Origin of the sequence: Nocardia sp. MDA0666, from assembly GCF_003023875.1 — a bacterium.
Lineage (GTDB): Bacteria > Actinomycetota > Actinomycetes > Mycobacteriales > Mycobacteriaceae > Nocardia > Nocardia aobensis.
Window position 1 is genome coordinate 47,677 of the sequence record NZ_PYHT01000012.1, and the last position, 26,638, is coordinate 74,314.

Annotated in this window: 26 protein-coding genes and 1 other RNA gene; 15 read left to right on the plus strand and 12 right to left on the minus strand. The window is 68.3% G+C overall.

What is annotated here, in order from left to right; all coding sequences use genetic code 11:
- Positions 1–10: 10 nt before the first annotated feature.
- Together C8258_RS18105 and C8258_RS18110 are read left to right on the plus strand one after the other, a co-directional pair.
- Entirely contained in the window at positions 11–409 is a 399-nt protein-coding gene (locus C8258_RS18105; RefSeq protein ID WP_106956194.1) for a nuclear transport factor 2 family protein, read from the plus strand.
- A gap of 98 nt (positions 410–507) precedes the next feature.
- Complete coding sequence (locus C8258_RS18110) at positions 508–780, plus strand: Clp protease N-terminal domain-containing protein (protein WP_146161259.1); 273 nt, start codon at positions 508–510, stop codon at positions 778–780.
- A gap of 13 nt (positions 781–793) precedes the next feature.
- Here the strand turns inward: C8258_RS18110 and C8258_RS18115 are convergent, their stop codons facing one another.
- Both C8258_RS18115 and rnpB read right to left on the minus strand, forming a co-directional pair.
- Complete coding sequence (locus C8258_RS18115) at positions 794–1,099, minus strand: putative quinol monooxygenase (RefSeq protein WP_233225168.1); 306 nt, start codon at positions 1,097–1,099, stop codon at positions 794–796.
- 32 nt (positions 1,100–1,131) lie between these two features.
- Positions 1,132–1,549, minus strand: an RNA gene (gene rnpB, locus C8258_RS18120) — RNase P RNA component class A.
- Between the two features lie 263 nt (positions 1,550–1,812).
- Here rnpB and C8258_RS18125 point away from each other — a divergent pair.
- Together C8258_RS18125 and C8258_RS18130 are read left to right on the plus strand one after the other, a co-directional pair.
- Positions 1,813–2,976 (plus strand): lactate 2-monooxygenase, encoded by a 1,164-nt coding sequence (locus C8258_RS18125; protein ID WP_106956196.1) that lies wholly within the window; start codon positions 1,813–1,815, stop codon positions 2,974–2,976.
- Positions 2,977–3,038: 62 nt separating this feature from the next.
- Positions 3,039–3,926, plus strand: a complete 888-nt coding sequence (locus C8258_RS18130; RefSeq protein WP_106956197.1) for an alpha/beta hydrolase — start codon at positions 3,039–3,041, stop codon at positions 3,924–3,926.
- A gap of 22 nt (positions 3,927–3,948) precedes the next feature.
- On the opposite strand, the gene C8258_RS18135 is transcribed toward C8258_RS18130, so the two are convergent.
- Together C8258_RS18135 and C8258_RS18140 are read right to left on the minus strand one after the other, a co-directional pair.
- Positions 3,949–5,181 (minus strand): bifunctional RNase H/acid phosphatase, encoded by a 1,233-nt coding sequence (locus C8258_RS18135; RefSeq protein ID WP_106956198.1) that lies wholly within the window; start codon positions 5,179–5,181, stop codon positions 3,949–3,951.
- Between the two features lie 10 nt (positions 5,182–5,191).
- Positions 5,192–5,929 carry a zinc ribbon domain-containing protein gene (locus C8258_RS18140; protein WP_036499940.1) on the minus strand — a complete coding sequence of 246 codons (738 nt, stop codon included), beginning with the start codon at positions 5,927–5,929 and terminating at the stop codon, positions 5,192–5,194.
- A gap of 225 nt (positions 5,930–6,154) precedes the next feature.
- Here C8258_RS18140 and C8258_RS18145 point away from each other — a divergent pair, with 225 nt between their 5' ends.
- The gene (locus tag C8258_RS18145; protein WP_106956199.1) at positions 6,155–6,598 is read left to right on the plus strand and encodes an OsmC family protein; all 444 of its coding nucleotides are present in this window, start codon (positions 6,155–6,157) and stop codon (positions 6,596–6,598) included.
- A 129-nt stretch (positions 6,599–6,727) separates the two neighbouring features.
- Here C8258_RS18145 and C8258_RS18150 read toward each other — a convergent pair whose 3' ends face one another.
- Positions 6,728–7,870 carry a Nif3-like dinuclear metal center hexameric protein gene (locus C8258_RS18150; RefSeq protein ID WP_106956300.1) on the minus strand — a complete coding sequence of 381 codons (1,143 nt, stop codon included), beginning with the start codon at positions 7,868–7,870 and terminating at the stop codon, positions 6,728–6,730.
- 103 nt (positions 7,871–7,973) lie between these two features.
- Positions 7,974–9,140 (minus strand): Rv2231c family pyridoxal phosphate-dependent protein CobC, encoded by a 1,167-nt coding sequence (gene cobC / locus C8258_RS18155; RefSeq protein ID WP_255420426.1) that lies wholly within the window; start codon positions 9,138–9,140, stop codon positions 7,974–7,976.
- Between the two features lie 229 nt (positions 9,141–9,369).
- On the opposite strand from cobC, the gene C8258_RS18160 reads away from it, so the two are divergent.
- Together C8258_RS18160 and C8258_RS18165 are read left to right on the plus strand one after the other, a co-directional pair.
- Complete coding sequence (locus C8258_RS18160; RefSeq protein WP_106956200.1) at positions 9,370–9,861, plus strand: low molecular weight protein-tyrosine-phosphatase; 492 nt, start codon at positions 9,370–9,372, stop codon at positions 9,859–9,861.
- On the plus strand, positions 9,861–10,892 hold the full coding sequence (locus C8258_RS18165; protein ID WP_369974766.1) for an SURF1 family protein: 1,032 nt from the start codon (positions 9,861–9,863) through the stop codon (positions 10,890–10,892). Before C8258_RS18160 ends, C8258_RS18165 begins: the two co-directional genes overlap by 1 nt.
- A gap of 44 nt (positions 10,893–10,936) precedes the next feature.
- Here the strand turns inward: C8258_RS18165 and C8258_RS18170 are convergent, their stop codons facing one another.
- A complete protein-coding gene (locus C8258_RS18170; RefSeq protein WP_106956201.1) occupies positions 10,937–11,914 on the minus strand; it encodes a cobalamin biosynthesis protein in 978 nt (325 codons plus the stop codon).
- A 116-nt stretch (positions 11,915–12,030) separates the two neighbouring features.
- On the opposite strand from C8258_RS18170, the gene sigJ reads away from it, so the two are divergent.
- Complete coding sequence (gene sigJ / locus C8258_RS18175; RefSeq protein WP_223273418.1) at positions 12,031–12,951, plus strand: RNA polymerase sigma factor SigJ; 921 nt, start codon at positions 12,031–12,033, stop codon at positions 12,949–12,951.
- 12 nt (positions 12,952–12,963) lie between these two features.
- On the opposite strand, the gene ald is transcribed toward sigJ, so the two are convergent.
- Positions 12,964–14,082, minus strand: a complete 1,119-nt coding sequence (ald, locus tag C8258_RS18180; protein ID WP_106956303.1) for an alanine dehydrogenase — start codon at positions 14,080–14,082, stop codon at positions 12,964–12,966.
- A gap of 109 nt (positions 14,083–14,191) precedes the next feature.
- Complete coding sequence (locus C8258_RS18185) at positions 14,192–14,959, minus strand: MBL fold metallo-hydrolase (RefSeq protein ID WP_106956202.1); 768 nt, start codon at positions 14,957–14,959, stop codon at positions 14,192–14,194.
- A gap of 71 nt (positions 14,960–15,030) precedes the next feature.
- On the opposite strand from C8258_RS18185, the gene C8258_RS18190 reads away from it, so the two are divergent.
- The 4 genes from C8258_RS18190 (at position 15,031) to C8258_RS18205 (ending at position 17,542) form a co-directional block, all read left to right on the plus strand.
- Positions 15,031–16,011, plus strand: coding sequence for a GlxA family transcriptional regulator (locus C8258_RS18190; protein WP_106956203.1), 981 nt, complete (start codon positions 15,031–15,033; stop codon positions 16,009–16,011).
- A complete protein-coding gene (locus C8258_RS18195) occupies positions 15,992–16,510 on the plus strand; it encodes a gamma carbonic anhydrase family protein (protein WP_199195750.1) in 519 nt (172 codons plus the stop codon). Before C8258_RS18190 ends, C8258_RS18195 begins: the two co-directional genes overlap by 20 nt.
- Positions 16,511–16,639: 129 nt before the next feature.
- Positions 16,640–16,819 (plus strand): hypothetical protein, encoded by a 180-nt coding sequence (locus C8258_RS18200; protein ID WP_036499925.1) that lies wholly within the window; start codon positions 16,640–16,642, stop codon positions 16,817–16,819.
- A gap of 102 nt (positions 16,820–16,921) precedes the next feature.
- Positions 16,922–17,542 carry a TetR/AcrR family transcriptional regulator gene (locus C8258_RS18205; protein WP_106956205.1) on the plus strand — a complete coding sequence of 207 codons (621 nt, stop codon included), beginning with the start codon at positions 16,922–16,924 and terminating at the stop codon, positions 17,540–17,542.
- Positions 17,543–17,557: 15 nt separating this feature from the next.
- On the opposite strand, the gene C8258_RS33240 is transcribed toward C8258_RS18205, so the two are convergent.
- Entirely contained in the window at positions 17,558–19,732 is a 2,175-nt protein-coding gene (locus C8258_RS33240; RefSeq protein ID WP_233225169.1) for an N-6 DNA methylase, read from the minus strand.
- Positions 19,733–19,839: 107 nt separating this feature from the next.
- Entirely contained in the window at positions 19,840–21,519 is a 1,680-nt protein-coding gene (locus tag C8258_RS18220; RefSeq protein ID WP_233225170.1) for a bifunctional UDP-sugar hydrolase/5'-nucleotidase, read from the minus strand.
- A gap of 308 nt (positions 21,520–21,827) precedes the next feature.
- Between C8258_RS18220 and C8258_RS18225 the strand changes: the two genes are divergently transcribed.
- Positions 21,828–23,474: a nuclease-related domain-containing protein gene (locus tag C8258_RS18225; RefSeq protein WP_106956206.1), complete on the plus strand. Its 1,647-nt coding sequence runs from the start codon at positions 21,828–21,830 to the stop codon at positions 23,472–23,474.
- Positions 23,475–23,669: 195 nt separating this feature from the next.
- On the plus strand, positions 23,670–24,002 hold the full coding sequence (locus C8258_RS18230) for a helix-turn-helix domain-containing protein (RefSeq protein WP_106956207.1): 333 nt from the start codon (positions 23,670–23,672) through the stop codon (positions 24,000–24,002).
- Between the two features lie 44 nt (positions 24,003–24,046).
- Here the strand turns inward: C8258_RS18230 and C8258_RS18235 are convergent, their stop codons facing one another.
- Positions 24,047–25,504 carry an amidase gene (locus C8258_RS18235; RefSeq protein WP_106956305.1) on the minus strand — a complete coding sequence of 486 codons (1,458 nt, stop codon included), beginning with the start codon at positions 25,502–25,504 and terminating at the stop codon, positions 24,047–24,049.
- A 305-nt stretch (positions 25,505–25,809) separates the two neighbouring features.
- Here C8258_RS18235 and C8258_RS18240 point away from each other — a divergent pair, with 305 nt between their 5' ends.
- The gene (locus C8258_RS18240; protein ID WP_106956208.1) at positions 25,810–26,604 is read left to right on the plus strand and encodes an LLM class F420-dependent oxidoreductase; all 795 of its coding nucleotides are present in this window, start codon (positions 25,810–25,812) and stop codon (positions 26,602–26,604) included.
- The last annotated feature ends 34 nt before the right edge of the window (positions 26,605–26,638 follow it).

Consider the following 26,638-nt stretch of genomic DNA (forward strand, 5'->3'; position numbering starts at 1 on the left):
AGGACCCGACATGCTGTCCGCGGACGACCGCTTCGCGATCACCGACCTGATCAACCTGCACGGCCACCTGACCGACAACGGCGATTTCGACGGCTGGCCCGCACTGTTCGCCGAGGACATCGTCTACGACGTCACCGCCATGGGCGGCGGCGTCCTGGTCGGCATCTCCGCTTGCCGAGACGCCGCGCTCGCACTGGGCGAGAACAACCCCGTCGCCCACCACGTCACCAATATCGTCGTCAACGAGGTCGCCGACGGCACCGTCCGCGCCCTGTCCAAGGGGTTCGGCGTCCTGACCGACGGCACGGTCGGCAGTGTCACCTACGAGGACACCATCCAGCGCATCGGCGCCGGCTGGAAGATCACCCACCGCATCCTGCGCCCACGGCGTACACCGCTGCACCCGTAGACGCGGGTCCGACGCCGACCGGTCGGCGTCCGAACCGCCGGTTGCCGAATAGTCGCGAAATATGCGCTGAAGTGCCCGGCACGGGTGATCATGGATGCATGACTGCGGAACCGCTACCGCACGCCCCCGGCCTGCGACGCGCACTCGACGAAGCCGCCGGGATCGCGCGCGAGGCCGGCCACACCGCCCTCGACACCGAACATCTCGTCCTCGCGTCGCTGCGTCACCCGAGTTCGCCTCTCGCCCGGGCCTTCCAGCGCACCGGCGCCAATCTGGCGGCGATCTCGGACGCCTTGCACGAAACCCTGCGCAACGGGCCGTATCCGAATCCGAACGAACATCCGGACAACGGCGAGGGCTGCGCGCGCTAGCCGGGAAGGCCGGTCAGCGCGGGAGGGTTTCGTCGCCGACAGTGAACTCGGTGACCTGCGCTTCGCGGATCATCGCGCCTTGCTCGCCGGAAACACCCGCGCCGCGGAACGCGTCCAGCTCCGCACGGCCGCTCCACCGCTCCAGAATGTTGATGCGACCGGCGTCGACCAGATCGGCCGACAACGCGAAATCGAGACATCCGGGGGTCCGCCGAGCCGCATTCACCACCTCGACACAGGTCGCCAGATACCGGTCGCGATCGGCCGGATCCACCCGGAGATGACCGGTGACGATGATCTGTCGAGGCGTCGCATCCACGCGGCCAGGATCCCACGTCCGGAACCCCGGAGGGGACGAGTCGGTCTGTAAGCCGGATCCTGTTCCCGGTTCGCACCGGGAGGCGACCATCCATCTGGGTGCACCGTCACCGGGCACCTCGAGCAGCCAACCCGCAGGCTCGGGCGAGCAGCCCTCGGGCACCTGCGCAGCCGCACTCGCGAGAGTGCGACCTTCGACCTTGCTCCGGGCGGGGTTTACCGAGCCGCCCCGGTCACCCGGGGCGCTGGTGCGCTCTTACCGCACCGTTTCACCCTTACCGGCGGACCTCCGGAGAGACCGCCGGCGGTCTGTTTTCTGTGGCACTGTCCCGCGGGTCACCCCGGGTTGCCGTTAACAACCGCCCTGCTCTGTGGAGTCCGGACTTTCCTCGGCGACGGGCAGCGGCACAGCCGTGCCCGTTCCCGTCGACGCGGTCGCCCGACCGACTCGTCGCGCACCATTGTGCCGTGCGAGCGGCGCCGAGCGCACGCCGCCCCGGCTATCGCACCGCACGTCCGCGCCACCGGCTCGGACGTCGCGCCCCACACCGACGACCACGGGTCGCGTCGGTGTCGCAGGGGCGAACCTCGGCGCCGCCCCGGGCGAGGCGAGATCGTGGCGCGGTACCGCCGGTTACGCATACAGTGAAGCCCGCATTCGCCGTCGAGCGCGCATACTCGCCGGCGAACCGACGGCACAGAAGGGCAGCGCACATGGGGTTCGGCGACTTCCAGAACGAGATCTACTTCCAGGGTCTGCGCGGTGTCGTACCGGAGTACCCGGTCGCGTTCGCCGAACTCGAACAGCGCGCGCAGGCGGCCATGCCGCCCTCGATCTGGTCGTATGTGGCCGGCGGCGCGGGCGACGAACGCACCCAGCGCGCCAATGTCGCCGCGTTCGACCACTGGGGGCTCATCCCCCGCATGTTCGTCGGCGCGAAGGAGCGCGACCTGTCGGTCGACCTGTTCGGAATGACGCTTCCCACACCGCTTTTCATGGCCCCGGTGGGCGTGATCGGCCTCTGCGCCCAGGACGGCCACGGCGATCTCGCGACCGCCCGCGCCGCCGCCCGCACCGGCGTGCCGATGGTCGCCTCGACCCTCACCGTCGATCCGCTCGAGGATGTCGCCGCCGAATTCGGTGACACCCCAGGCTTTTTCCAGCTCTACACCCCCACCGACCGCGATCTCGCGGCGAGCCTGGTGCACCGCGCGGAGCAGGCCGGTTACAAGGGCATCGTCGTCACCCTCGACACCTGGATCACGGGCTGGCGGCCGCGCGATCTGTCCACCGGTAACTTCCCGCAGCTGCGTGGGCACTGCCTCGCCAACTATTTCACCGATCCGGTCTTCCTCTCCGGTCTGCAGCGCTCACCGGAGGAGGATCCGATGAGCGCGGTGCTGCGGTGGGTGCAACTGTTCGGCAACCCGCTGCGCTGGGAGAATCTGGCCTGGCTGCGCTCGCTCACCGATCTGCCCTTGATTGTCAAGGGAATCTGCCATCCCGACGATGTGCGCCGGGCCCGCGACGGCGGCGTGGACGGCATCTACTGCTCGAATCACGGTGGGCGCCAAGCCAATGGCGGACTGCCCGCGCTGGACGTGTTGCCCGAGGTCGTCGCCGCGGCCGAGGGTCTGCCGGTGCTGTTCGATTCCGGAATCCGCAGTGGCGCGGATGTCGTCAAGGCGCTCGCACTGGGCGCCACCGCGGTCGGGGTGGGCCGGCCCTACGCCTACGGTCTGGCGCTCGGCGGCGTGGACGGAATCGTGCACGTCCTGCGCACTCTGCTGGCGGAAGCGGACCTGATCATGGCGGTCGACGGCTACCCGGCGCTGAAGGATCTGACTCGCGAATGTTTGCGTTCCGTTCACCCGTAATCGTGCCCTGAGCGGGGATCCACGTCTGCGGCCGGGCGCGCGCCCCGGTACGGTATTCGCCCATGGAGCGTGTCGAGGTGGGGTTCGGTTCGGGAAGCGAACAGTGTGCAGCGTGGCTCTATCTTCCGGACGGCCCGCCCAAACCACGTCCACTGGTCATCATGGGGCACGGGCTGGGCGCGAACCGGGAAATGGGTCTGGATCGCTACGCACGCCGGTTCGCCGCGGCCGGAATGGGCGTGCTGGTCTTCGATTACCGGCATTTCGGCGCCAGCGGTGGTGAGCCGCGCCAGCTGATCAACATCACGCGCCAGCGCGACGACTGGCGCGCCGCGATCACCTTCGCCCGCACCCTCAAGGGTTTCGATGCGACCCGAATCGCGTTGTGGGGCAGCTCCTTCGGCGGCGGACACGTCCTGTCCATCGCGCACGAGGACGACTATCTGGCCGCGGTCGTGGCGCAGTGCCCGTTCACCAGCGGCTGGTCCTCGGCGATGGCGAAGGGGCCGATCAGCCTCGCCAAGACCGGCACCCTCGCGTTCGTCGACCTTCTCGTGGGCCCGATCCGCCGCAAGCCGGTGGGCGTGCGACTGGCCGGGCGCAAGCGTTCGGCGGCGTTGATGAGCGCCTCCGACGTGCCCGAGGGCTTCGGCCGCCTCGCCGAGGAGAGCGCGCAGTACCAGCCGAAAGTGGCTGCCCGCGTGAGTATGTCGGTGATGTTCGATTCACCGTGGCGGCGCACCAAGGCCATCAAGGTGCCGGTGTTCTACGCGGTGTGCGACAACGATTCGATCGCGCCGGTGGGTCCGACGCTCAAGGCCGCCGAGCGCACCAAACACGGCATCGTGAAGCGATACCCCATCGGGCACTTCGACATCTACTTCGACGACTGGTTCGAGAAGGCCGTCTACGACCAGACCGAATTCCTGGTGTCGGTGCTGCGCCCCTGAACTCGCTGCCCTCGAACAGTGTTCAGAGGTACGAGGTGTCGTTGACCAGCCGCACCGACGATCCGCCGTCGGGATAGAACTCGGCGATCGACAGCGACGCCAGATCCAGGTGCAGCCGGTACAGCAGTGACGGGCCGACTTCCAACGCCAACTGCAGCAGCGTCTTGATCGGCGTCACGTGGCTGACCACGACGACGTTCTGTCCCGGATACAGCGCCAGCAGATCGCGGCGCGCGCCCTCGACGCGTTCGCGCACCTGAGTGAAGCTCTCACCGCCGGGAGCGGGCAGCGACGGATCACCGAGCCAGCGCTGATGTAGTTCCGGATCCCGTTGCGCCGCTTCGGTGAACGTGAGACCTTCCCATTCGCCGAAGTCGGTCTCGGTCAGCGCGTCCAGGACCCGCACCGGCACATCGAGCGCTTGGGCCGCGGCCTGCGCGGTCTCACGCGCCCGGCCCAGCGGCGAGCTCACGACCGCGGCGATATCGCCTTTGGCGGCAAGGTATTTCGCGGCACGGGCCGCCTGTTCGCGACCGAGTGCGGTGAGTTCCGGATTGCCGCGGCCGGAATACCGTCGCTCCACGGACAATTCGGTCTGGCCGTGACGCAGCAGCAACAGCCGGGTCGGCCGCCCGCGGGCGCCGGTCCAGCCCGGGCCGGATGCCGGGGCCGTCTCCTGCACGACCGGATCCTCGTGCGCGGCGCGGGCATCGGCCGCTTCGTCGATCCAGCTCGGCAGCTCGGCTTCGACGCCGCGTGCCGAATCCTGGACAGCCGATTCCGGTTCGGCCACGCTGTCGATCACGGGCCGCTCGGTATCCGCCTCGCGCACCTCCGCGACCACCACCGCATCGTCCATGGCCTCGTTGGCGAGCCGATCGGCGTGCGAATTCTGCTCGCGCGGAATCCATTGGAAATTCACCCGATCGAAGCCGGCGACCAGCTGCCGGGCTCGCTCTGCGAGCGGAATCATGGCCGCGTGCTTGACCTTCCAGCGTCCCGACATCTGCTCGACGACGAGTTTGGAATCCATCCGCACCTCGACGGTGCGCGCGCCCAGCTCGGCGGCGGCGGCCAAACCCGCGATGAGACCGCGGTATTCGGCGACATTGTTCGTGGTGACGCCGAGATATTCGCGACGTTCGGCGAGGATTGTGGCGCGATCGGAATCCCAGATCACCGCGCCGTAGCCCGCCGGACCGGGATTACCTCGCGAGCCGCCGTCGGCCTCGACGATCACCGTGCGTACCGTCATCGCCGGCCCGTCACAATCCGGACTGTTTGGTGCGCACCATGATCGCACCGCATTCGGGACAGCGGACCACGACCTGCGGATCGGTTTTGGCGATCCGGGCGATCTCGCCGCGGTCGAGTTCGATCCGGCAGGCGCCGCATCGGCGGGCCTGCAGCAGCGCCGCGCCGACGCCGTGCTGGGCGCGCTGCTTGTCGTAGATCGCGAGCAGTTCGTCCGGGAATCCGGCGACGAGCTGTGCGCGGTCGGCGTCACAGCGCTGCGCGGCCACATCCAGGTCGGCGACCGCGTCGTCGCGACGGCTCTGCGCGAGGGTCAGATCCTCCTCGGCGCGCGAGAGGTTGGCGCCCGCGTGCTGGTGATCGGCCTCGGCGGCCTCGCGCCGTTCCATCACCTCGAGCAGTTCGTCCTCGAGGACCCCGCGCCGGCGTTCCAGACTGCCGAGTTCGTGCTGTAGTTCCGAGAGCTGCTTCGCGCCGACGTTGCCGCCCTCGAGCATGCCGCGGTCGCGCGCCTCGCGTTTGCGCACGGCGTCGATCTCGCCCTCGAGTTTGCGAATGTCGCGGTCGAGATCGTCGAGCTGGATCTCGACCTTGACCGCCGCATCCTTGCGGTCGGTGCGTTCGGCTTCCAGCCGCTGCACTTCCTGCTGTTCGGGCAGCACCTTGCGGCGATGCGCGATCCGCGTCAACTCGGCGTCGACGGCCGCGAGGTCGAGCAGTTTGGCCTGGATCGGTGGTTCGACATTCAACGCGGGACGTACTCCTCGACACTATGGACGGTTGCGGAGCGACGGGCAGCGGGTGCGCGACGCCGGTGCTCAACCGTACTCTGCCTGCGGCCGGTTTCGCCCCAACCCCGCATCGCCCGCCCGCGACCACCGGATACGCGGCCGAACGCGATGCGCCGGGGTGCCGGTTCGCGGGCCGCCGACAACTCGGGTGCGGTGCCGACGCCACTGTGACACTCTGACCGGATGGCCGAACATCGTTATCGCGTGGACGTGGTGTGGACCGGGGCCACCACCGATTACCGCTCGTATTCGCGCAATCACGAGGTGCTCGCCGAGGGGCGGACGCCGTTGCAGGGGTCGGCGGACCCGGTCGTCGGCCGGGGCGACGCGACCCGCTGGAATCCCGAGCAACTCCTGGTCGCCTCGCTCTCGGAGTGCCACATGCTGTGGTACTTGCATCTGTGCGTCGAGGCCGGAATCGTGGTGATCGACTATCTCGACGAGGCCGAAGGCGTGATGAACGACCAGCGCTTCGAACAGGTCACCCTGCGCCCCCGCGTCACCATCACCGACGCCGCCCTGGCCGAGCAGGCTCGCGCACTCCACGCCGAGGCCCACAAGCGCTGCTTCATCGCCAACTCGGTCAATTTCCCGGTCGACCACGAGCCCGACATCCGGACCGAGTGAGATCGCGCCGGTCCACGGTCGCAGGAGAACGTCTGAGCCGGCCTCCGCCCTGGCGCCGCTCGCCTTCATACCGCACGGGACTGACGGCTCGTCACCGAACTCACCGACGCTGTGTGACCGCTGCTTACGTCAGTCGTCGGCGGCGCCCAGAGTCCACGGATCGGTGCGGAGGGTGCTGACCCGGGTTTCCATTCCCGGAAATGCCTCCCGCACAACGCCTTCCGCTTGGGCGCACCAGGGGAATTCGCTGGCCCAATGGGCGACGTCGACGAGTGCGGGACCGCCTGCGCGCAGGTGTTCGTCGGCGGGATGGTGGCGCAGGTCGGCGGTGACGTAGGCGTCGACGCCGCGCTTCGCGACCGTGCCCAGGAAGGAATCGCCCGCGCCGCCGCATACCGCGACGGTGCGGATCTCACGCTCGGGATCGCCGGCCGCTCGCACACCCCAGGCGGTGCCGGGCAGGGCGGCGCGCACGCGAGCGGTGAAGGCGCGCAACGTTTCCGGTTCCGGCAGCGTGCCGATGCGTCCTAGGCCCTGCGCCGAAGGCAGCGCCGCGCGCTCGGTGACGTCGAAGGCCGGTTCCTCGTAGGGGTGGGCGGCACGGAGCGCGGCCAGCACCGCGGCGCGGGCCGACGGCGGCGCCACCACCTCGACACGGTCCTCCTCGACGAATTCCAGGTCACCGACCTGCCCGATCGCCGGATTCGCTCCCGCCATCGGCCGGAACTGCCCCGTTCCCGGCACCCGCCAACCGCATTCGCGATAGAACCCGGCGCCGCCGGCGCCCGCCTCGAACATCGCCGCCAGCACAGCGTCGGTGTGCGCGCGCGGAATGAACACCACCCAGGTGTCCACCGGCGCCAGCGATTTCTGTTCCAGCGGCCCGGTCACCGTCAGCCCGAGCGTGTGAGCGAGGGCATCGGACACTCCGGGATCGGCCGAATCGGCGTTGGTGTGCGCGGTGAACAACGCACAGTCGTTGCGGATCAGCCGATGCAGCAGCGCACCCTTCGGGGTACTCGCGGCCACAGTGTCGACGCCGCGCAGCAGCAGCGGGTGGTGCACGACCAAAGCCTGTGCGCCCCAATCGATCGCCTCGTCGACCACGGCGGCGGTGGCGTCGACCGCGAACAGCACCCGCGAGACGGAGTCCGCGGGATCACCACAGACCAGCCCCACCGAATCCCAGGACTCCGCCAGCCGAGGCGGGTACGCGCCGTCGAGAACACCGATCAAGTCCTTCAGCGTCACAACAGAATTCGTCGCTGTCACCACCGCACCTCCACCGTTTCGCCGTTCCGGTCATTATCCACGCCGATGCCGCCGGCCGGGCCGGACCGCGCCGCGAGCCACCCGGCCGCCTGGGCGCCGATCCTCACAGCCCGGCGGCCTCGATCGCGGCGATCAAACGATCGACGGCGGCGTGGTCGCGGACCGCCAGGCGCAGAAATTCGGTGCCGAGCCCCGGGAAGGTGTCACCCCGTCGAACACCGATGTTCTTGTCTGCCAGATGTTTCCGCAGCAACTCGCCGTCGGGCACGCGGATCAGCAGGAAGGGGCCGGTGGCCGGTTCGTGCACGTCGATGCCTAGGGCGCGCAGGCGGGGAATCATCGCCTCCCGCTCGGCAACGATCCGGGACGCACTCGCCTCGGCCTCCGCGATCGCATGTGCTTCGCAGGTCGCCGCGATCGCCTCGAGCTGCAACGTGCCGAGCGGCCAATGCGCGCGACCGTGGTTCAACCGGGCCAGCACCTCGGGCGGACCCAGCAGGTATCCGCACCGCAACCCGGCCAGCGCCCAGGTCTTGGTCAGGCTGCGCAAGACCAGGACATCCGGATAGGACTGTCCCGCAAGCGATTCCGGTTCACCGGGCACCGCATCGGCGAACGCCTCGTCGACCACCACGATGCGACCGGGCCGCCGCAGCGATTCGATCACGGCGCGAGGATGCAGCACCGAGGTCGGATTGGTGGGATTACCGAGTACCACCAGATCGGCGTCCTCGGGGACCCGCGCCCCGGCGAGCTCGTAGGGCGGCGCCAGCACCACCCGCGCCACCGGAACATCCGCCTCACGCAGTGCGAGTTCCGGTTCGGTGAAGGACGGATGGATGACGGCCGCCAGCCGCGACGCCAGCCGCGGCAACAGCGCGAATCCCTCCGCGGCCCCGGCCAGCAGCAACACCTCCTCCGGCGCGCGCCCGTGCCGTGCCGCCACGATCGCGCGCACCGCCTCGGCCTCCGCCTCGGACGGATATCGCCCCAGCTCCGGCAATCGCGCGGCCAGCCGCCACAGCAACCACTCCGGTGGCGCGTCGCCGCGCACATTCACCGCGAAGTCGAGCATCCCGGGCCGCACATCGCGGTCCCCGTGATGCCGCAAGGCCGAACGATCGACCGGCGAAGCACCGAACCCGTCACCGAATCCCGCGACAGCGAACTCCGGGCCCTTGCCCGCACCGCCGCCGGGCACGCCCTGCGCCCGGGTCGCCGCACCGTCACTGTCGGGGCGTTCGGCGGCATCGCGAGCGTCGTCGTCCACGAATATCGATACCTCCCCCGGCGTCCTCAGGCCACCGACGCTCTCGTGAACGCCCACGGCGAAATCCGCACGTGTCGCATCCACGTCGGCTGCGGGTCCGCCGGGGCGCGTGTCGCTCGGGCGGCTCGGGCCTGCGTGCGACCGCGTGCCGGCGGTCGTGGGGGTGTCCTCGGGCACAGCCACCTACCCTACGTGGCCGCCGCCCGCACCGACCGGCCACAATGGGTGCGTGGGCGAGCTGCACGTGACCTTCATCTGCACCGGCAATATCTGCCGGTCGCCGATGGCCGAGAAGATCTTCGCCGCGCATCTGGAACGAGCCGGACTGGCCGATCGGGTGCGCGTGAGCAGCGCCGGCACCACCGCCTGGCACGTCGGCTCGGACGCCGACCCGCGCACGACCGCCCTGCTCACCCGGCACGGATATCCGATCGGGCACGTCGCGGCCATGATCGGGCCCGATCATCTGGACGCCGATCTGCTGATCGCCCTCGATTCCAACCACGATCGGGAACTGACCCGGCTGCGGATTCCGGAAGCGCGGCGGCGACTGCTGCGCAGCTTCGACCCCGGCGCCGACGATCACGACGTCCCCGATCCCTACTACGGCGACGACACCGATTTCGAGCTCGTGCGCGAACAGATCGAGGCGGCCGTTCCGGCGCTGCTGGCCTGGGTCCGCGAACAACTCGGCGAACCCGCGACGACCGGACCGCGGTGATGAACATCCTGCGCCGGCTCACCTTCCTCCTGCGGCCCAGCTGGGCGATTCTGGCCGTCATCGTCGTCGCGTTCGCCTACCTGTGTTTCACCGTGCTCGCGCCCTGGCAGCTGGGCAAGAACACCTCGACGTCGCATCGCAACAACCTGATCGCGGCCTCGGTGAACGCCGACCCGGTTCCGGCGAAGAACCTGCTGAACACCGGCGAGGGCACACCTCCGGCCGGGACGAATCCGGCCGACACCGAATGGCGGCGGGTGATCGCCACCGGTAGCTATGTGCCGAATTCGATGGTGGTCGAGCGTTTGCAGCGGCTCAACGATCAGCCCGCCTACGGCGTGCTGGCCACGTTCCGGCTCGACGACGGCCGGGTCGTGCTGGTCGATCGCGGCCTGATCGCGGCGGTGAACGGCTCGGATCTGCCGATGATCGCGGAACCGCCGTCGGGTCCGCAGCACATCGAGGGACGGGTGCGCAGATCCGAGGGCGTCGTCCCCGGCAAGGATCCGATGGTCCGCGACGGCCTGCGTCAGGTGTACTCGGTCGATACCGCTCAGCTCTCCACCCTTCTCGGCACGCCGCTGGCCGGCTTCGCCACCGCCGAGCACGGCGGCTATCTGCAGTTGGACGCCGGCCAGCCCGGCGCCTTCACCCCGGAAGCACTCCCCCAGCTCGACGCGGGCCCGTATCTGTCCTACGGCCTGCAATGGATCGCATTCGGTGTCATGGCCCCGCTCGGCCTCGGCTATTTCGTCTACGCCGAACTCCGCGAACGCCGCCGCGACCGTGCCGCCGCGCAGGCGGCCACGGCCACACCGAGTGAACACGTTCCGGCGATGAGCACAGCCGGATCGCGCGCCGAATCAGCAAGCACCGCAACCGAAGACACGAGCACCGGTCCGGCCACCGCCCCCTCGGACCCGGCTCCGAAGGCGCAATCCGAGACCACGCCCGTATCCGACGAACCACCGGCGAAACCACGCACCACCGCGGACCGCCTCGCCGACCGCTACGGCAACGGCCGCCGCTGACCGCGAAGGTGGCCCGGGACCGGCAATACCTGGACACCGCGGCCCTACTCCGGCAATTCGGCCCGAACTGACCGGCGCCGGCCGAACGCATACGCAGCCGCTGCCACCGCGGCCGCCAGCTGCACGCCGTTCGACAATCGCACCGCTCGCCGCAGATCGGGCACCTGCGGAGTCCGCCCGCTGCCCAGCACCGGCCGTATCTCGATCCCGTGCCGGTACTCGGTCCGCCCGCCCAGCGCGATGCCCAGCGCACCGGCCATCGTGGCTTCGGCGACGCCCGCATTGGGGCTCGGATGTGATCCGGCGTCGCGGCGCCACGCCTGCCAGGCATCGCCGGGCCGGCCGCCCACCAGCGGCGCGAGCGCGACGGTCAGCGCACCGCTCACCCGCGCGGGCAGCAGATTCGCGAGATCGTCGACGCGCGCGGCGGCCCAGCCGAAGTTGCGGTACCGCTCGTTGCGATAGCCGACCATCGCGTCGAGGGTGTTGATCGCGCGGTAGCCCAAGATGCCCGGCACACCCGCGATCGCACCCCACACGAGCGGTGCGACGGTGGCGTCGGAGGTGTTCTCGGCGATGGATTCGACTGCGGCACGGGCCAATCCGTCGGCATCGAGCACCTCGGGATCGCGTCCGCACAGCGAGGGCAGCACCTCGCGCGCACCGCTCAACTCGCCCGCCTCCAGCCGATCCGCCATATCGCGTCCGGTCCGGGCGAGCGTGGTGCCGCCGAGCGCGATCCAGGTGCCGACCGCGGTGATCACGACGGTGCCGAGCCCACGGATAGTTCCCGACCGCCGGCCGACGATTTCCACACCGGCACCCAACGCTACGACCCCGCCCACCAAGACGATCTCGTGCGCGACCCCGGCGGCACGCGTATCGCGGTACCAGGGCGATTCCAGCGCGGCAGCCGCCGACCCGAACAGCGCCACCGGATGTCCCCGCCGCGGATCACCGCATATCCGATCCGCCGCGAATCCGATCAGCAGTCCCGCGGCCCGCGCCGTTCCATATCGCACCGGGCGAGACTATCGGCCGCGACCGGCACCCCGATGTCACACTCGGCACAGCCGCATCGTCACCATGGGGAAGCACCCGGGCGGCGGGCCCGCACGGCGAGACGAGGATGGCACCTGTGACGACCGGACACGACGATATCGACCAGACCGAACTGGCACGCCAGTTCGAGGAGCACCGCCAGTATCTGCGCCGGGTGGCCTACAGCACGCTGGGCAGCCTCAGCGATGCCGACGACGTCGTGCAGGAGGCGTGGCTGCGGCTGCAACGCTGGTACGAGACCCGTTCTCCCGGTGATCGAATCGACAATCTGCGGGCCTGGCTGACCACCGTCACCGGCCGCCTCGCCCTGGATCAGCTGGGTTCGGCCCGGGCGCGGCGCGAACAGTACGTCGGCGAATGGCTGCCCGAACCGGAGGTCACCAGCTGGGACGACCCCGCCGACCGCATCTCGCAGGACGAGCGCGTCACCACCGCCCTGCTGGTGGTCCTCGAATCGCTCTCGCCCGCCGAACGCACCGCCTTCGTACTGCAGGACATCTTCGGCATGACCGGTCCCGAGGTCGCCGACGTGGTCGGCCGCACCCCCGCCGCCGTCCGCCAGCTCGCCTCCCGCGCCCGCAAACACGTCGAGGACGGCACCCCGCGCTTCCCGGCGTCTCGCGACGAACACGAGCGGGTGGTCTCGGCCTTCTCGACGGCGTGGCGATCCGGCGATCTGAGCGGTCTGCTCGGTGTGCTCGACGAGAACGTCACCCTGACCGCCGACGGTGGCGGCCGCGTGCCGGCGATCCGGCAGCCGGTGCAGGGCGCCGAGTTGGTGGCCAAGCTGTACTTCGGCTGGTACCGCGCCGGAACCGGTGCGTGGGCGCGCATGGTTCAGGTCAACGGCCTGCCCGGGCTCATGGTGTTCGACGGCAACCACCTGGGAATCATGGCCTTCACCGTCGAAGAGGACCGCATCACCTCGATCGCGATCGTCCGCAATCCGGAGAAGCTGCACGATCTGCCCGAGGGCGAACCGGACTGGACGATGTGAGGCCGTGCTCGGTCAGCCCCGCCACCTCGCGCCGTGACCGGCACCGACCAGGCCGTGCGCTCGCGCCACCGCCGCGGAACAGAGCTGTCCCGCATCGGCATTGAGCCCGGCCTCGAGCCCCGCGTCGGCCCGGCAGGCCTCCCGCCAGCCGAGATCGGCGATGGTCCGCACATACGGCAGGGTGGCGTTGGTCAATGCGACGGTGGCGGTGTGCGGGACCGCGCCGGGCATGTTCGCGACACAGTAGAACAGCGAATCAGCCACGGCGAAGGTCGGTTCGGCGTGCGTGGTGGGATGCGAGCTCTGGAAACAACCACCCTGGTCGATGGCGATATCGACCAGTACGGTCCCCGGGCGCATCCGCTGCACCAGGGTGTCCGGAACCAGTTGCGGCGCACGGGCTCCCGGCACCAGCACCGAACCGATCACCAGATCCGCGGCGACGACGGCCCGCTCGATATCGGCGGCATTCGAGGCGAGCGGGGTGACGCGACCGGCGAACCGGACATCGAGTTCCCGCAATCGCACCGGATTGTTGTCGAGCACGATCACGCGCGCGCCCATTCCGACCGCGACCGTCGCCGCACTCGTTCCGGCCACCCCGCCGCCGATCACCACCACTTCCGCCGGCCGCACCCCCGGCACACCGCCCAGCAACACGCCGGCGCCGCCCTCGGGCGCCATCAGGTGGTAGGCGCCGACCTGCGGTGCGAGTTTGCCCGCGATCTCGCTCATCGGCGTCAGCAGCGGCAGCGATCCGTCGGGTCCGCGCACGGTTTCGTAGGCGATGGCGGTGATGCCGGAGGCCAGCACGGCGTCGGTGCATTTCCGGGAGGCCGCCAGGTGCAGGAAGGTGAACAGCACCTGCCCGGCGCGCATGCGTGAATATTCGGGCGCCACCGGCTCTTTCACCTTCAACACCAGTTCCGCCTCGTCCCACACGGCGTCGGCGGTCGCAGCGATCGTCGCCCCGGCGGCCGCGTAATCGGCGTCGGTGAATCCGGACTCGAGTCCGGCGCCGGATTCGATCAGCACCCGATGACCGTGCCGGGTGAGTTCGACGGCGCCGGCCGGGGCGAGGGCGACCCGGCTCTCCTGCGGTTTGATCTCGCGCGGAACACCGATTCTCATACCGCCATCGTGGCCCCGATCCGGGCGCGGCGCCATGATCATGTCGCGGTGATTCGCCGAACCGCAACCAATCGGCAATCGATTCGCGCCCGGCCGTCCGCCGTCCTCGTCACACCGTGATCGACTCGCCGAGCGGCGGGATCCGCAGCTGCTTCTCCCGCCCGCCGTAGCCGAAGGTGCGTCGCAGATGATCGAGGGTCTCGGTGAAGTGGGCCCAGCCCTCGGCGTGTACCGGCACCACGACCGCGTCGCCCAGCACCGCCGCCGCGGCCAGCGCCGTGCGCGCGTTGAGCGTGACGTCGCGATCCTCGAACCGGCCCACGTTCGCGGCGCCGACATTGAGCAGGGCGATGTCGATCCGGCCGAATCTCGCCACGATGCGCTCGACGTAGTCGACGGAGGCGTTGTCGCCGGAGATGTACACCGTCGGCAGATCCTCGGCCTGCAATACGAACCCGGTGACCGTGCCGCTCAACGCCTCGGCTCCCTCCGGACCGTGCAGGGCGGGTACCGCGGTGACGGTGACGGCGCCGATGCGCACCGACTCCCACACCGTCAGTCCCCGAACACCTTCCAGTCGTCCGGCCGCTTCCGGTGTGGACAGTACGGTTTCGACGCCGGCCATGACGTCGCGCCCGGCCGGATCGAGGTTGTCGGGATGCTGATCGTGCGACAGCAGCACCACGTCCACCGGACCCACCCGATCCGCGGCGATTGCCGGTCCGGTCAGTTTGTGCAGGGTGAGCGCGCCGGCGGAGTAGTCGCCGGGGTCGTCGAAGGTCGGATCGGTCAGCCAGACCAGCCCGCCGTAGTTCAGCCGGACGGTGGGGCCGCCGATGTGCAGGAGTTCGACCGTGGTGGAGAGCGTGTTCGTCATGAGCAACAGCCTGTACCGCTCCGGCACGTTCGAACAGTGGCCCGCAGGCCACGCTTCGATAAGATCGGGCCATGCATGTGGTCGCGGTGGTCGCCTTCGACGGGGTCAGCCCGTTTCATCTGTCCGTTCCCGGAATGGTGTTCGGGCGCATCGGCACCAGCGTGCAGCACAGCGCGCCCTACCAGGTGCTCACCTGCGCGGAAGTTCCCGGAATTCTCAGCACGCCCGGCGATTTCGACCTCGTCGTGCGCCACGGCCCCGAGGCGATCGACCGGGCGGAGACCGTGGTGATCCCCAGCTGGAACCCGGAACTGCCCGTGCCCGAGGTCATTTCGTCCGCCCTGTGGCGCGCGCACGACCGTGGCGTCCGCATCGTCGGATTGTGCCGCGGTTCCTGGGTCGTCGCGGCGACCGGTCTGGCGGACGGGCGCGAAGTCACCACCCACTGGGGTCTGGCCGCGAGCCTGGCTCGCGCGTTTCCCGCGGTGACCGTGCGCGCGGATCGGCTGTGGACCGATCTCGGCGATGTGGTCACCTCCGCGGGAGTCGCCGCGGCACTGGACTGTTGCCTGCACCTGGTGCGCGCCGACCACGGCGCCCGCGCCGCGACCGAACTCGCGCGCACGCTGGTCCTGGCTCCCTATCGCGCCGGTTCACAGGCACAGTACATACCGCTCGCGGTGCCCGACGCCGACGACGATGATCCGATCGAACACGCGATGGTCTGGGCGCGAACACATTTGGATCATCCGATCGATCTGGACGGCTGGGCCCGCACCGCCCTGATGTCGCGGCGCACCTTCACCCGCCGCTTCCGCGAACGCACCGGCTCCAGCCCGCAGCGCTGGCTGCTCGATCAGCGCATCGACCGCGCCCGGCTGCTGCTGGAATCCACCGACGACACGATGGACCGCATCGCCGCCGAGACCGGCCTGGGGACGGCGATGAATCTGCGCCACCATTTCCACCGCACCCTCGGGCTGCCACCGGCCGCACATCGCGCCCAGTTCCGGGCCAGCTATGTTGACCTGCATGAGGATCAAGCTGGGTGAGCACGAGCCGCAGATCGATGACACCGCGTGGGTGGCGCCGACGGCCGCGGTGATCGGCCGGGTGCGGCTGGGTGAACAGGTCAGCGTCTGGTACGGCGCGGTGATCCGCGGCGATATGGAGGACATCGAGATCGGCGCCGGCACCAACATCCAGGACGGGTGCGTCCTGCACGCCGATCCGGGATTCACACTACAGGTCGGCAGCGGAGTGTCGGTGGGCCACAACGCGATCCTGCACGGTTGCACGATCGGCGACGACGTCCTCGTCGGCATGGGCGCGACCGTGCTCAACGGCGCGGTGATCGGCGAGGGCAGTCTCATCGCCGCCAATGCCCTGATTCCCGAGGGGGCGAAGATCCCGCCCGGCTCCCTGGTCGCGGGTGTACCGGGCAAGGTGCGGCGCGAACTCGGCGATGCCGAACGCGATCGCATCAAGCTCAACGCCGCGGTCTATCTGCACAATATGACCACTCACCGCGACACCGGCAGCCAGCTGTGAGACGGGCCACATTGGTCAAGCGTCCAGGTTGATCTCTTGATAGCATCGTCGCAGCATGTTCGCGGTCCGCGGCAGTGAATCATCGCCTCGGGCGGCGTACTGCGACGTGGGTATGCAGGAGGTTAGACGGTGTCGTACGAGCAGTCCGGTATGCACCGACCCAAGGGGCGGATCAGTGTGGCCGATATCGCGGCCCAACCCGGTGGCATCGAGGCGCTACAGCGCCGGGTCCACGAATTACGTTCCAGCGGAAGCGATTTCGCCGCGAATGCGATCGAGCAGGAGATGGCCGCCTTGAATCTGCGATGAGCGCGGGCGGTCGACGACGTCGGTGGCGGTCCGGCGCGATGAGATAATGAGCGTCAGCCTTCCGCATCGACGCGGTCCTTCGCCGACTCGACTGGAGACCCCATGCCCCCTGTTCCGTCCATCCTGGCCCGCATCCTCGAGAAGCCCCGCTCCGACGGTGAGCAGCTGCTCGAGAGCGCTCTGTCGGCCTTCCTGGACTTCGGGATCAAGCGCACCAGCATGGGTGAGATCGCGCGTCGCGCCGGCATCAGTCCCGCGACGCTGTATCGCCGCTTCGAATCGAAGAACGATCTGGTCGAGGCGGTGAGCGTGCGCGAGGCGCAGCGCTTCGTCGCCGATATCGAACAGCGGGTCGGCAGCATCACCGACAACGAGGATCAGCTGGTGGAGATCTTCGTCGTCTTCATCACCGCGCTGGCGCACAACGAGCTGCTGCAGCGATTGCTGCGCACCGAACCGGAGCTGATCCTGCCCCGATTGACCACCGACGCCGGTCCGATCCTCGCGGTGGGCCGCGCCTATCTGGGCGACAAGCTGCGCGGTCTGCAGAAGGCCAACGCCGAGTTGGATTTCGATGCCGACCTCGTCGCCGAGATCATGGCCCGGCTGGCGCAATCGCTGGCGTTGACGCCCGACGGGCTGATCCCGCTCTCGGATGCGGAGGCCGCCCGCGTCTTCGCTAGACGGACCTTGCTGCCGATGGTCGGCGGCCGCACCGCCTGACTGCCTCCGGGCGGGCTATCCGGCTTCGCCGAGCCCGAACGCCGCTGCCACTCGCCGGTCGAGCAGCGCGGCATCGGGTTCGGCGCCGCCGTTCGCCAATTCGCGAGCCAGATCGGTGAGCTGCTGTCCCGCACCGGTATTCGGGTCGGGCAGCGGAAGCCGGGTGACATACTGCGTGATCCAGCGCCGCCGCCCGGCGTAGAGCCGATTCCCGCACACGGCATCGTAGAACCGCAGACCGAGCGTCGAATTGGCCACGCCCATCAGCAAATAGGCGATGTGCTCGTCGCCGATATCGGCCAGCGACATCCAGTAGCAGTCCCCGTTCACCACCGCACCGCTGCGATCGAGCGCGAACCGCGGCGCCACACTGATATCCGGGAACACCACCTTCGGCCGGCACCACAGATGCGGCCGCTGCGGCACCCAGATCTCGAACCACTCCCGCCCGGTGCCGGTGAGGTAGTCCCGAGCGGCCAAGGTGTCCTTGTGCTGAGCGAGATAGGCTGCGGCACGGGGGTATTCGTTCAGGTCGATCGGTGTGCGGCACGAACACGAAGCGTCATAGGGATACAGCACGCGGGTATCGTGGGCACGTGTGATCCGCCACGGAACGAGATCGTGATGAGTCAGTAGTCCCTGGAGCAATTCGGGCTCCGGACAGCAGGGCCGATCTTCCCACTGGTCCGAGATGAAGACTCGATCCGCATTCGTCTTGATTCCCACCCTGATTCGCGCGACCTCACCGAACGTGCGCCACGTGCCGGCTGCGATTCGCGCCAACCATTCATCCGTATCCGGTCGCGACATGCGCCACGGAGTAGCGGGATCGAAAGTGCTGGTACGCGATTCGTCTTCACACTTCACATCGGCGTCGACACCCTCGGCGGGTGTCCACGAAGGCGCGTCCGCGGGCGGTTGCCCAGGCTCGACCACATCCCCGCGCCGCCGGTCGATCGACGCCACGTGCCCTGCCATCCCGAATTCAGCGTCATGCTCGCGGCCGATCAAGGTGCTGCGATGCACCGGAACACCACCGGCAGGTCGGCTCGCCCCCGCTCGGCTTGCGACCACTGGTGACTCTTCACTCGCCGTGGACTTTTCGCTCGACGGTGACTTCCCGCCGGCCGATGCCACGGAGGGGGCCATACCGGGCTCCGGATTCCGCACTCGCCCCGCGCTGTCGTGCGCACCGGTCCACAGCGTTCCGCTCTCCACCGCGATGCGGCGCCCGCCGTGTTCCACCACGGAATCGGCCGGGCTGACCAAAGCGTCGAACAGGTTGGCATCGCCTGTCGGTTCGCGCTCCGACTCGTAGGCCGTGACAAACCGGCAGGTCCGCTGCTCGTGCCCGCGCACAGCGATCGTCACCGCCGGCAACACCGCCGCCTCGAACAGCCGAGTATCCCCGAGGTCGTAGAGCTCCACCGGCGTCAGCTCCGCATACAACAGCGCCCGCAGATTCGCTCCCGCCTTCGTGCTGAGGAATCGGTTGGCGCACAGCAGGCCCAGCACTCCGCCGGGCCGCAACAGCCGTGGAATCGTCGCGACGAATGGATGGGTCAAATCGATACGTCCCGACAACCCGAACTGCTTGCTCAGCATCTGCGCGGTCGCGCCGCCGAGCTGCTGAGTCCGCACATACGGCGGGTTCGTGATCACCGCGTCGAAGTGCGCGTCAGCCAACTCGGTTGCGGCACAGAGGAAATCGCCAACCCGCCAATCGATGACGACACGTTTCGACGGCGGCGCGACATCCGTCCCGGGCACCGAATCGAAAGAGGCACCGACGGCGCCCGCCACCCGCGATCCGGCCCACGATTCGGCGGCGCCCTCCTCCTGCCAGACCTGCGACCAGCTCCCGAATCGGCTGTTCCAGGCCCCACCCCGGGCCCGAGCTTCGTGAACCGCCGCGGCATTCAGGTCGTATCCCACCAGACGCAAGGATGTATCCGGAAAGCGTTGCGCCGCAACATGTGCCAATGCCGACAGCAACTCACCGTCCCCGCAGGCCGGGTCGAGCACCGACAACTCATCGCCCGGTCGCACATGCGCGAGCATCCGCTCCGCGAGAAACTCCGCCAACCGAGGCGGCGTGTAATGCCGCCCGTGTCGTTTCCGCGCACCACCCCCGCCCGGCTCCCGTCCCGCCCGGCGGTCTGCTGCTGGCTGCTCCCACCCGCCGCGCATGTCCGCATTGTGCCTGCTGCGAGCACAAATGTGGGCGAACTCGACGTATCGCGCCCCCGACGGTCAGCCCTACCCGCGTGCGGCGCCGGCGACAGCGACGCCCTCGTTCACCGGCGTTGAACGCGCTGCTCCGGCGGGCCGACCGCGCCCCGCTGACGCAGGTAGGTCTCCAAGGCGTCCAGATCGGTCGGGCCGACCGTCGTGTCCGTACCCCGCGTGAACACCGCGAAGCCGTCGCCGCCGGAGGCGAGGAAGTTGTTGGTGGTCACCCGGTAGGTCGCGACCGGATTTACAGGCCGGTCGCCGATGCGGACGGAGTCGGCGACCACCTTGTGCCCCGGCGCGGCCTTGTCGTCGTAGGCGTAGGAGATGCCCGCGACCGAGAGCACGGCGGGTTTGCTCTTGTTGTCCCACTGCTGTTCCAGCAGGTCCAGGATCTGGCGGCCGGTCAGGGTGACGGTGACGACCTGATTGCCGAACGGCTGCGTCTCGTAGATGCTGCCGTAGGTGATCGGCCCGGGACCGATATCGGCGCGCACCCCGCCCGGGTTCATGAACGCCGCGACCGCTCGAGCCGAATCGTGGGTGACGTCGAGCATCGCATCGGCGATCACCGCACCCAGCGGCGATTCACCGCCGCCGCGATCGCTGCGCGTCAGTGGCGCCGTGGCGGTGCCCACGACCCGTTGCGCACGCGGCGCTGCCTGACCGGAGAAGAACCCGATCAGCTCGTCCACCGCCGGATCGGGAGCGACATCGCGCGTGACCACCCGGTTCACCGCGTGCGCGGACACTTTCCCGTGGTCGAACCGCAGTGTGACGTCGGTGATCAGGCGGCCGTAGGACGCGGCCTGGGTCACCACCTTGCCGTCGAATTCGCAGTTGTACGCCTGGTGGCTGTGACCGGTGAGCAGCACCCGAACGGCAGGATCCGTATGCGCCGCCAATGCCGGCACATCGGGACTGATCTCGGCGCAACCGTTGTAGTCGGTGGTCTTCGCCGCTGTTCCCTGTGCACCGCCGTCGTGCACAAGGGCGACAACGGTTTCCGCACCGGCCTGTTTCATGGCAGGCACGTACTTGTTGATCGCCTCGGCCTCCTCGCCGAAGGTGTAGCCGCGAATGCCTTCCGGGAAAACGAGATTCACCGTATCCGGCGTCACCACACCGACCACGCCGATCTTGTGCCCGCCAACCGTCAGCATCGTCCACGGCCGCACCCCGGACGGGGGTTCACCACGGGAGTCGGTGAGATTGGCGGCGAGGAAATCGAACCGCGTACCCGTGAACGGCTCCCCCGGCGAGCACCCGTCGAGCGCACAACCGCCCGCCCGCAACCGTCCCAGCTCGACGACCCCGTGGTCGAGCTCATGATTACCCACCGCCGACGCCGCGACCCCCACCTGATTCAGGAAATCGATCGTCGGCTCGTCGTGGAACAGCGACGACACCAGCGGACTCGCCCCGATGTTGTCCCCCGCCGACACCACCGCGCTGTCCGGATACGCCGCCCGCAACCGCTGCAGATGCGTGGCCAGATACGCCGCCCCACCCGCGGTGTACTCCCCCACCTGCCCGTTGCTCGCCTCCGGCGGTTCCAGATGACCGTGCAGATCGTTGAAGCCGAACAGATGCACCTCACCGGGCTGCGCCGACGGGAGATCGCCGGTGGACACCAGAGGTATCGCGCCCTGATGCGCGGTGTCGCTACTCCCGCCGCATCCGGACAGTGCGACCAGACTCATCGCGACGACACCACCGGCCGCCATGCGCCGCAGAACACCCATACCGTCAGACTCTGACATACCGGAACGTCCCCGAGACGACAGTTCGGTGAACTCTGCTGCCGCACCGCACTTCCGCCGAATCGAAACGGCCGATCGCACGCACGAGTCGAGCGAGCGACCCGAGCCGACATTCCGTCCGGTCGGAATCTGTTGTCTCATCTCACTTTTCGATCGAAAATCGCCGCCGTAGCAGCCCACCAGCGATGACGTAGCGAAACCCCTTGCAGCGCAGTGTTATCACGCGGCTTTTCGTGGAAGAACTCGGTTAACGTTGATGTGTTACAACGCTTCTGGAGGTCGAACCGGCCATGCTGATAATCAACGGCGACATCACCAAACCGAAGACCGAACAGCAGGTCGTCGAATGGCTCGCGAACTACGTCACCCATCCCGGAATCGCTGTTTCCGGCGTCTACGTCCCGAGGCTGGACGGCGGGAGCACCGAAGCCGGTCTCCTGGTTTTCACTCCGCACGCGGTGGCTGTCATCGAGGTCGACGTGCTTCGCAAGAAGGCCCGCGGACCGCTGTCCTGTTCGATGAACGAGCGGTGGTCGGCCCCCGGCATCCACGGCGACCCGGTCCAACTCCGCGGCGACGCCCTCAACCCCCTGCACCAAGTGCGCAGGCCTGTCTCCGCGCTGAGAACCTTCGTCGCCGAACTGACACGAGGCCCGGAACCGTTCGTCGACGGCCTGATCCTGCTCATGCCCAAGTCCGGCAACACACTCACCCTCGACAAGGGCCCGATGCCCGGCGGTTTCACCGTCCTCCTCGGCGACAGCGCCTCCCAGCTGTACTCGTGGTTCGGCCGAACCGCCCAGCACCGCGACCGAACCCCATGGACCGCCGAATTGGTCGTCACCGTACTGACGGCCCTGCGAGTCGACCGCACCCGCGACGCCGAAAGCCGCCGGCGGCTCTACGCCGACCTGGTGGCGGAGGGCTTCCCGACCGAGGTGCCGGCGGCCCGGAAGCTGGAAGACCCGGACCCTGCTGCTTCGTCGGCCGCCCCCTCAGGCGCACCGACCGCCCAGCCGGATCCAGCAGGCCAAACCGAACCGAATTCACAAGCGGATCCAGCAAGTTCGCACATCCGGCCTGCACAAGACGAGTCAGCCCCCGCAGCCCCGTCGACCCCGGCCTACATCTCCACTCCGTCGGGCACACCGGACGCCCAGCCTGAGATAGCAGGCCAGGTCGAAGCGAATTCGCAAGCGGTCCCGACAGGTTCACCCATCCCGCCCGCACGGACAGATTCGATCTCCGCAGCCCCGCCGGCTCCAGCCCCCGTCTCTTCAGTCCCGCCGACCTCGTCGGCCGGACCGATTTCGTCGACCTCACCGGTCCCCTCCGCCAAGCCGCACCCCTCGACCTCGTCTACCTCGCACGCCGAACCACACCCCTCGACCGCGTCGGCCGCGCATGCCGAGCCGACACCCTCCTCTACACGAGCTTCGCAACCGTTCCCCAACGATCCAGCCGCAGCAGCCCCGGCAGCCACAACTCATCCTTCGAACTCTGCCCCGCTCCCCTCGTCCGGACCGCCCCGGAGATCGGCCGAGCCTATCCCCGCCCCTTTCCCATCCGGCACCACCGCCCACACCGCGCCGATCACATCCCCGCAAGCTGACGCACCGGAGCCCAACTGGCACGAGCCCGCCCCAGACGTCGACCCACGAACCCAACCGCCGGCAAACCACCGCCTCCGCACCGCACTCCTGGGAATCGCCGCCGCGCTGATCCTCGTCTGCGGCATCGGCTACATGGCCGGCAAAGACCACCCCCGTGCCCAACCCGGCTCTCAACCGGCACCATCCCAGGTTCACCCACCCGAGAGGACAACAACACCGATCCCGACGTCGCCCGTCGCGCCCACTGACCGGCAAGGCACCTCACCGCGTTCGGCAACGCCTACCGAAGGGGCAACCTGCTATCCGTTCCAAGCAGGCTGCTGACGCATTTCAGCCGCGAGTTCGGCATCAGCGTCGCTCGTTCACCGAGAAGGCTCTGCTATAACAAATAGGTTGTACTCGATGCGGTGACCTGGGAGATCAGTCTTCATCCGGAGGTGGAGTCGTGGTTCTTGGGAGTCTGCGCGGACGAGCCGACAAGCGCTTCACTGAGCATCTGGAAGCGTTGAAGGAGCAGCGATGAGTTCGAAGTTCAGCACTTGGAGCGAAGTAAAGGCCAAAGCGCGCCATGCCGATTCCCGAACCGAGCCAGAACGCGCTGCAGCACGAGATCGTGCCCGAGAACGGCACGAGGCTTATTTGCGTGGCCACCAGCTCGCCGAGATCCGAAAGTCGACCGGCCTCACGCAGACGGAAGTCGCTGAAGCTTTGGGGATTTCGCAGGCGAGAGTCTCGAAGATCGAGCGAGGCGAGGTGTCCGGCATCGACACGATCCGAGCGTATGTCTCGGCTCTGGGTGGATCGGTCGACCTTGTCGTCACGCTTGGCGACCGTACCTGGAAGGTCGCCTGAGACGAGACCTCTCGCCTTGCTCAACTACTTCGCGTGGACAGTGTCTATTCGAAGCCGGGCGGCGGGGTGAATCCGCCGAGCTCCTGCTCGAGCAATTCGGCGAATCGCAAGGTTGTCGGGTCTTCGAGATAGGGCCCGATGATCTGCATGCCGAAGGGCAGCCCTTCCGGTGAGCGTCCGATCGGCGCTGCGGTGGCCGGGAGGCCGAGCAGGGTGGCGATACTCGCCCAGACCAGGTTGTAGTTGTACGGGTAGGCGGTGCCGTCGATTTCGAGCGTGCGGGTGTCCATTGCCGAATGGTCGTGGGGGAAGGCGGGTGTCGGGGTGATCGGGCACAGCACCACGTCGAATTCGCCGAACAGCTGTCGCCACCTGTCGGCCAGGCCGATGCGGACGCGGTCGGCCTTCATCCAGTCGCCGTGGCTGGCGACGAACGCTCGTTGGATGACCGCCTCGAGGGTGTCGGTCTCCGGCGGGATCTCGGCAACGACGGCTTGGATCGCCCGGACGGCGTCGGGCGACGCATCGGCGCCGAATTGCGACATCAGCAGTGTGAAATAGGTTTTCGCCGTCAGCGTGAGGTCGGGCAGTAAAGCACTCTGCCGCGCGACCGAGGCACCGGCCTGCTCGAGTCCCTGCGCGATCCGTTCGAAACCGTCGCGAATCACGGTGGAAGTCGGCACCAGCGGATGACTGTCGATGATCAGCACGCGGAATTGTGCGAGTTCCTCGCCGCGCGGCGGTGGCAGCTCGAGCTTGTAGGCGACCGCTTCCACGTCGTCAGGCCCTGCCAAGAGCCGTGTCGCCAAGGTCAGGTCGGCGGCACTGCGAGTCATCGGCCCGACGACGGGAAGGTCCATCGGTGCCGCCAGCGCCGGGGTGCGCGGCGGTATATGTCCGCGCCCCGGCAGCAGGGTGCGGGAGGGTTTGTGTGAATAGACGCCGCAGAAATGCGCCGGAACCCGCAAGGAGCCGCCGATATCGGAGCCGAGCGCGAGCGAGACGTACCCCGCCGCGAGCGCGGCGGCCGACCCTCCGGACGAGCCCCCGGGCGAGCGGGTCAGATCCCAAGGATTGCTGGTCGTGCCGTAGATGTCGTTGTAGGACTGCCAATCACGCAGGAAGAACGGCACATTCGTTTTGCCGACGACAACCCCGCCCGCTGCCTTGACACGTGACACCAGCACCGCGTCCTCGGCCGGCTCCCAGCCCTTCGCGTCGGGGAGCCCCCACGTGGTCGGCAGACCGGCGATATTGAACGATTCCTTCACCGCGACCGGAACGCCGAGGAGCGGCGCATCCTCGCCCCGCGCCAATGCCGCATCGGCCTGTTTCGCCGCAACGCGAGCGCGCTCGAAGTCCCGCACCACAACGGCGTTGACCTTCTCGTCGAACTTCTCGATCCGCGCAATGCTCAGTTCGAGCAGTTCGGTCGCCGAGATGGTCTTGGCCTGCAACGCGGCTACCTGTTCCCGCAGCGTCGCAAACTCCGGTCCGGGCATCAGTTCTCCTTGCATCTCCGGGTGCGTGGCACCCGGTGTTCGTGGCCGAGGCATCGGTCCGGATCCGCCGTGACAGACGCGATCCTATACAACTGCGAGCAGACGAGACTTATTCCCACAGAGGGTAATTCGCACCTATGCGGGGCATGGGCAGGCACCTTCTGTCAACCTCGGAAGCCACGGCAATGTCCGCGGACGGCCAGTTCGAACCGATGCTCGGCGGAGCACGGTAGCCGGTGAACCATCCGTGATCCCGAGCAACAGAAGCGACTCCTCCGCAGGCGCGCTCAACTAGGCTGCCGATCATGCCCACTGTGAACCCGCGCCCCGTCCGGATCGGTGTGCAGATCGCGCCGCAACACGTCGACTACCCGGCTATCCGCAGCGCCGCCGCCCAGGCCGAAGACATCGGCGTGGACATCATCTTCAACTGGGACCACTTCCTGCCGATCTCCGGCGACGAGCACGGCACGCACTTCGAATGCTGGACCATGCTCGCCGCCTGGGCCGAGCAGACATCGCGTGTACACCTGGGCCCGATGGTCACCTCCGTCGGCTTCCGCAACCCGGACCTGGTCGCCGACATGGCCCGCACCATCGACCACATCAGCGGCGGCAGAATGCTCCTGGGCATCGGCGCCGGCGCGATGGAACGCGACTTCGCCGAGTACGGCTACGATTTCGGCACCCCCGCCGGCCGCCTGCAGACACTCGCCGATGCACTCCCCCGAATCGAACAGCGCTTCGCCAAGCTGAACCCACCGCCGACTCGCAAGATCCCGGTACTGATCGGCGGAGGCGGCGAGCAGAAAACCCTGCGCCTGGTAGCCGAGCACGCCGACATCTGGCACTGGTTCTCCTCCGGCGCCGAATTCGCCCGCAAGAAGCAGCTACTGATCAAACACTGCGCGGATATCGGCCGCGATCCGCGGGAGATCGAACTTTCGGCAGGGGTACAGGGCGACCCCGAGGTAGTCGGAGCCGAACTGCTGGAACAGGGCGTGACGATGTTCACATTAGAAGTCCACGGCCCCGACTTCGACATGTCGACCGTCCGCGCATGGCTTGCATGGCGTGACAAGCTCGCTGATCGACCATGAAGTATTTCTTCCGAATTTTTGGGGCTCTCCGGCG

What these genes read in the sequence shown, in the direction of transcription:
- C8258_RS18105 (WP_106956194.1), top strand. Translation starts at nt 11, where the DNA reads ATGCTGTCCGCGGACGACCGCTTCGCGATCACCGACCTGATCAACCTG.
- C8258_RS18110 (WP_146161259.1), top strand. Translation starts at nt 508, where the DNA reads ATGACTGCGGAACCGCTACCGCACGCCCCCGGCCTGCGACGCGCACTC.
- C8258_RS18125 (WP_106956196.1), top strand. Translation starts at nt 1,813, where the DNA reads ATGGGGTTCGGCGACTTCCAGAACGAGATCTACTTCCAGGGTCTGCGC.
- C8258_RS18130 (WP_106956197.1), top strand. Translation starts at nt 3,039, where the DNA reads ATGGAGCGTGTCGAGGTGGGGTTCGGTTCGGGAAGCGAACAGTGTGCA.
- C8258_RS18135 (WP_106956198.1), bottom strand. Translation starts at nt 5,181, where the DNA reads ATGACGGTACGCACGGTGATCGTCGAGGCCGACGGCGGCTCGCGAGGT.
- C8258_RS18145 (WP_106956199.1), top strand. Translation starts at nt 6,155, where the DNA reads ATGGCCGAACATCGTTATCGCGTGGACGTGGTGTGGACCGGGGCCACC.
- C8258_RS18165 (WP_369974766.1), top strand. Translation starts at nt 9,861, where the DNA reads ATGAACATCCTGCGCCGGCTCACCTTCCTCCTGCGGCCCAGCTGGGCG.
- ald (WP_106956303.1), bottom strand. Translation starts at nt 14,082, where the DNA reads ATGAGAATCGGTGTTCCGCGCGAGATCAAACCGCAGGAGAGCCGGGTC.
- C8258_RS18185 (WP_106956202.1), bottom strand. Translation starts at nt 14,959, where the DNA reads ATGACGAACACGCTCTCCACCACGGTCGAACTCCTGCACATCGGCGGC.
- C8258_RS18190 (WP_106956203.1), top strand. Translation starts at nt 15,031, where the DNA reads ATGCATGTGGTCGCGGTGGTCGCCTTCGACGGGGTCAGCCCGTTTCAT.
- C8258_RS18195 (WP_199195750.1), top strand. Translation starts at nt 15,992, where the DNA reads ATGAGGATCAAGCTGGGTGAGCACGAGCCGCAGATCGATGACACCGCG.
- C8258_RS18205 (WP_106956205.1), top strand. Translation starts at nt 16,922, where the DNA reads ATGCCCCCTGTTCCGTCCATCCTGGCCCGCATCCTCGAGAAGCCCCGC.
- C8258_RS33240 (WP_233225169.1), bottom strand. Translation starts at nt 19,732, where the DNA reads ATGCGCGGCGGGTGGGAGCAGCCAGCAGCAGACCGCCGGGCGGGACGG.
- C8258_RS18220 (WP_233225170.1), bottom strand. Translation starts at nt 21,519, where the DNA reads ATGGGTGTTCTGCGGCGCATGGCGGCCGGTGGTGTCGTCGCGATGAGT.
- C8258_RS18225 (WP_106956206.1), top strand. Translation starts at nt 21,828, where the DNA reads ATGCTGATAATCAACGGCGACATCACCAAACCGAAGACCGAACAGCAG.
- C8258_RS18230 (WP_106956207.1), top strand. Translation starts at nt 23,670, where the DNA reads ATGAGTTCGAAGTTCAGCACTTGGAGCGAAGTAAAGGCCAAAGCGCGC.
- C8258_RS18235 (WP_106956305.1), bottom strand. Translation starts at nt 25,504, where the DNA reads ATGCCCGGACCGGAGTTTGCGACGCTGCGGGAACAGGTAGCCGCGTTG.
- C8258_RS18240 (WP_106956208.1), top strand. Translation starts at nt 25,810, where the DNA reads ATGCCCACTGTGAACCCGCGCCCCGTCCGGATCGGTGTGCAGATCGCG.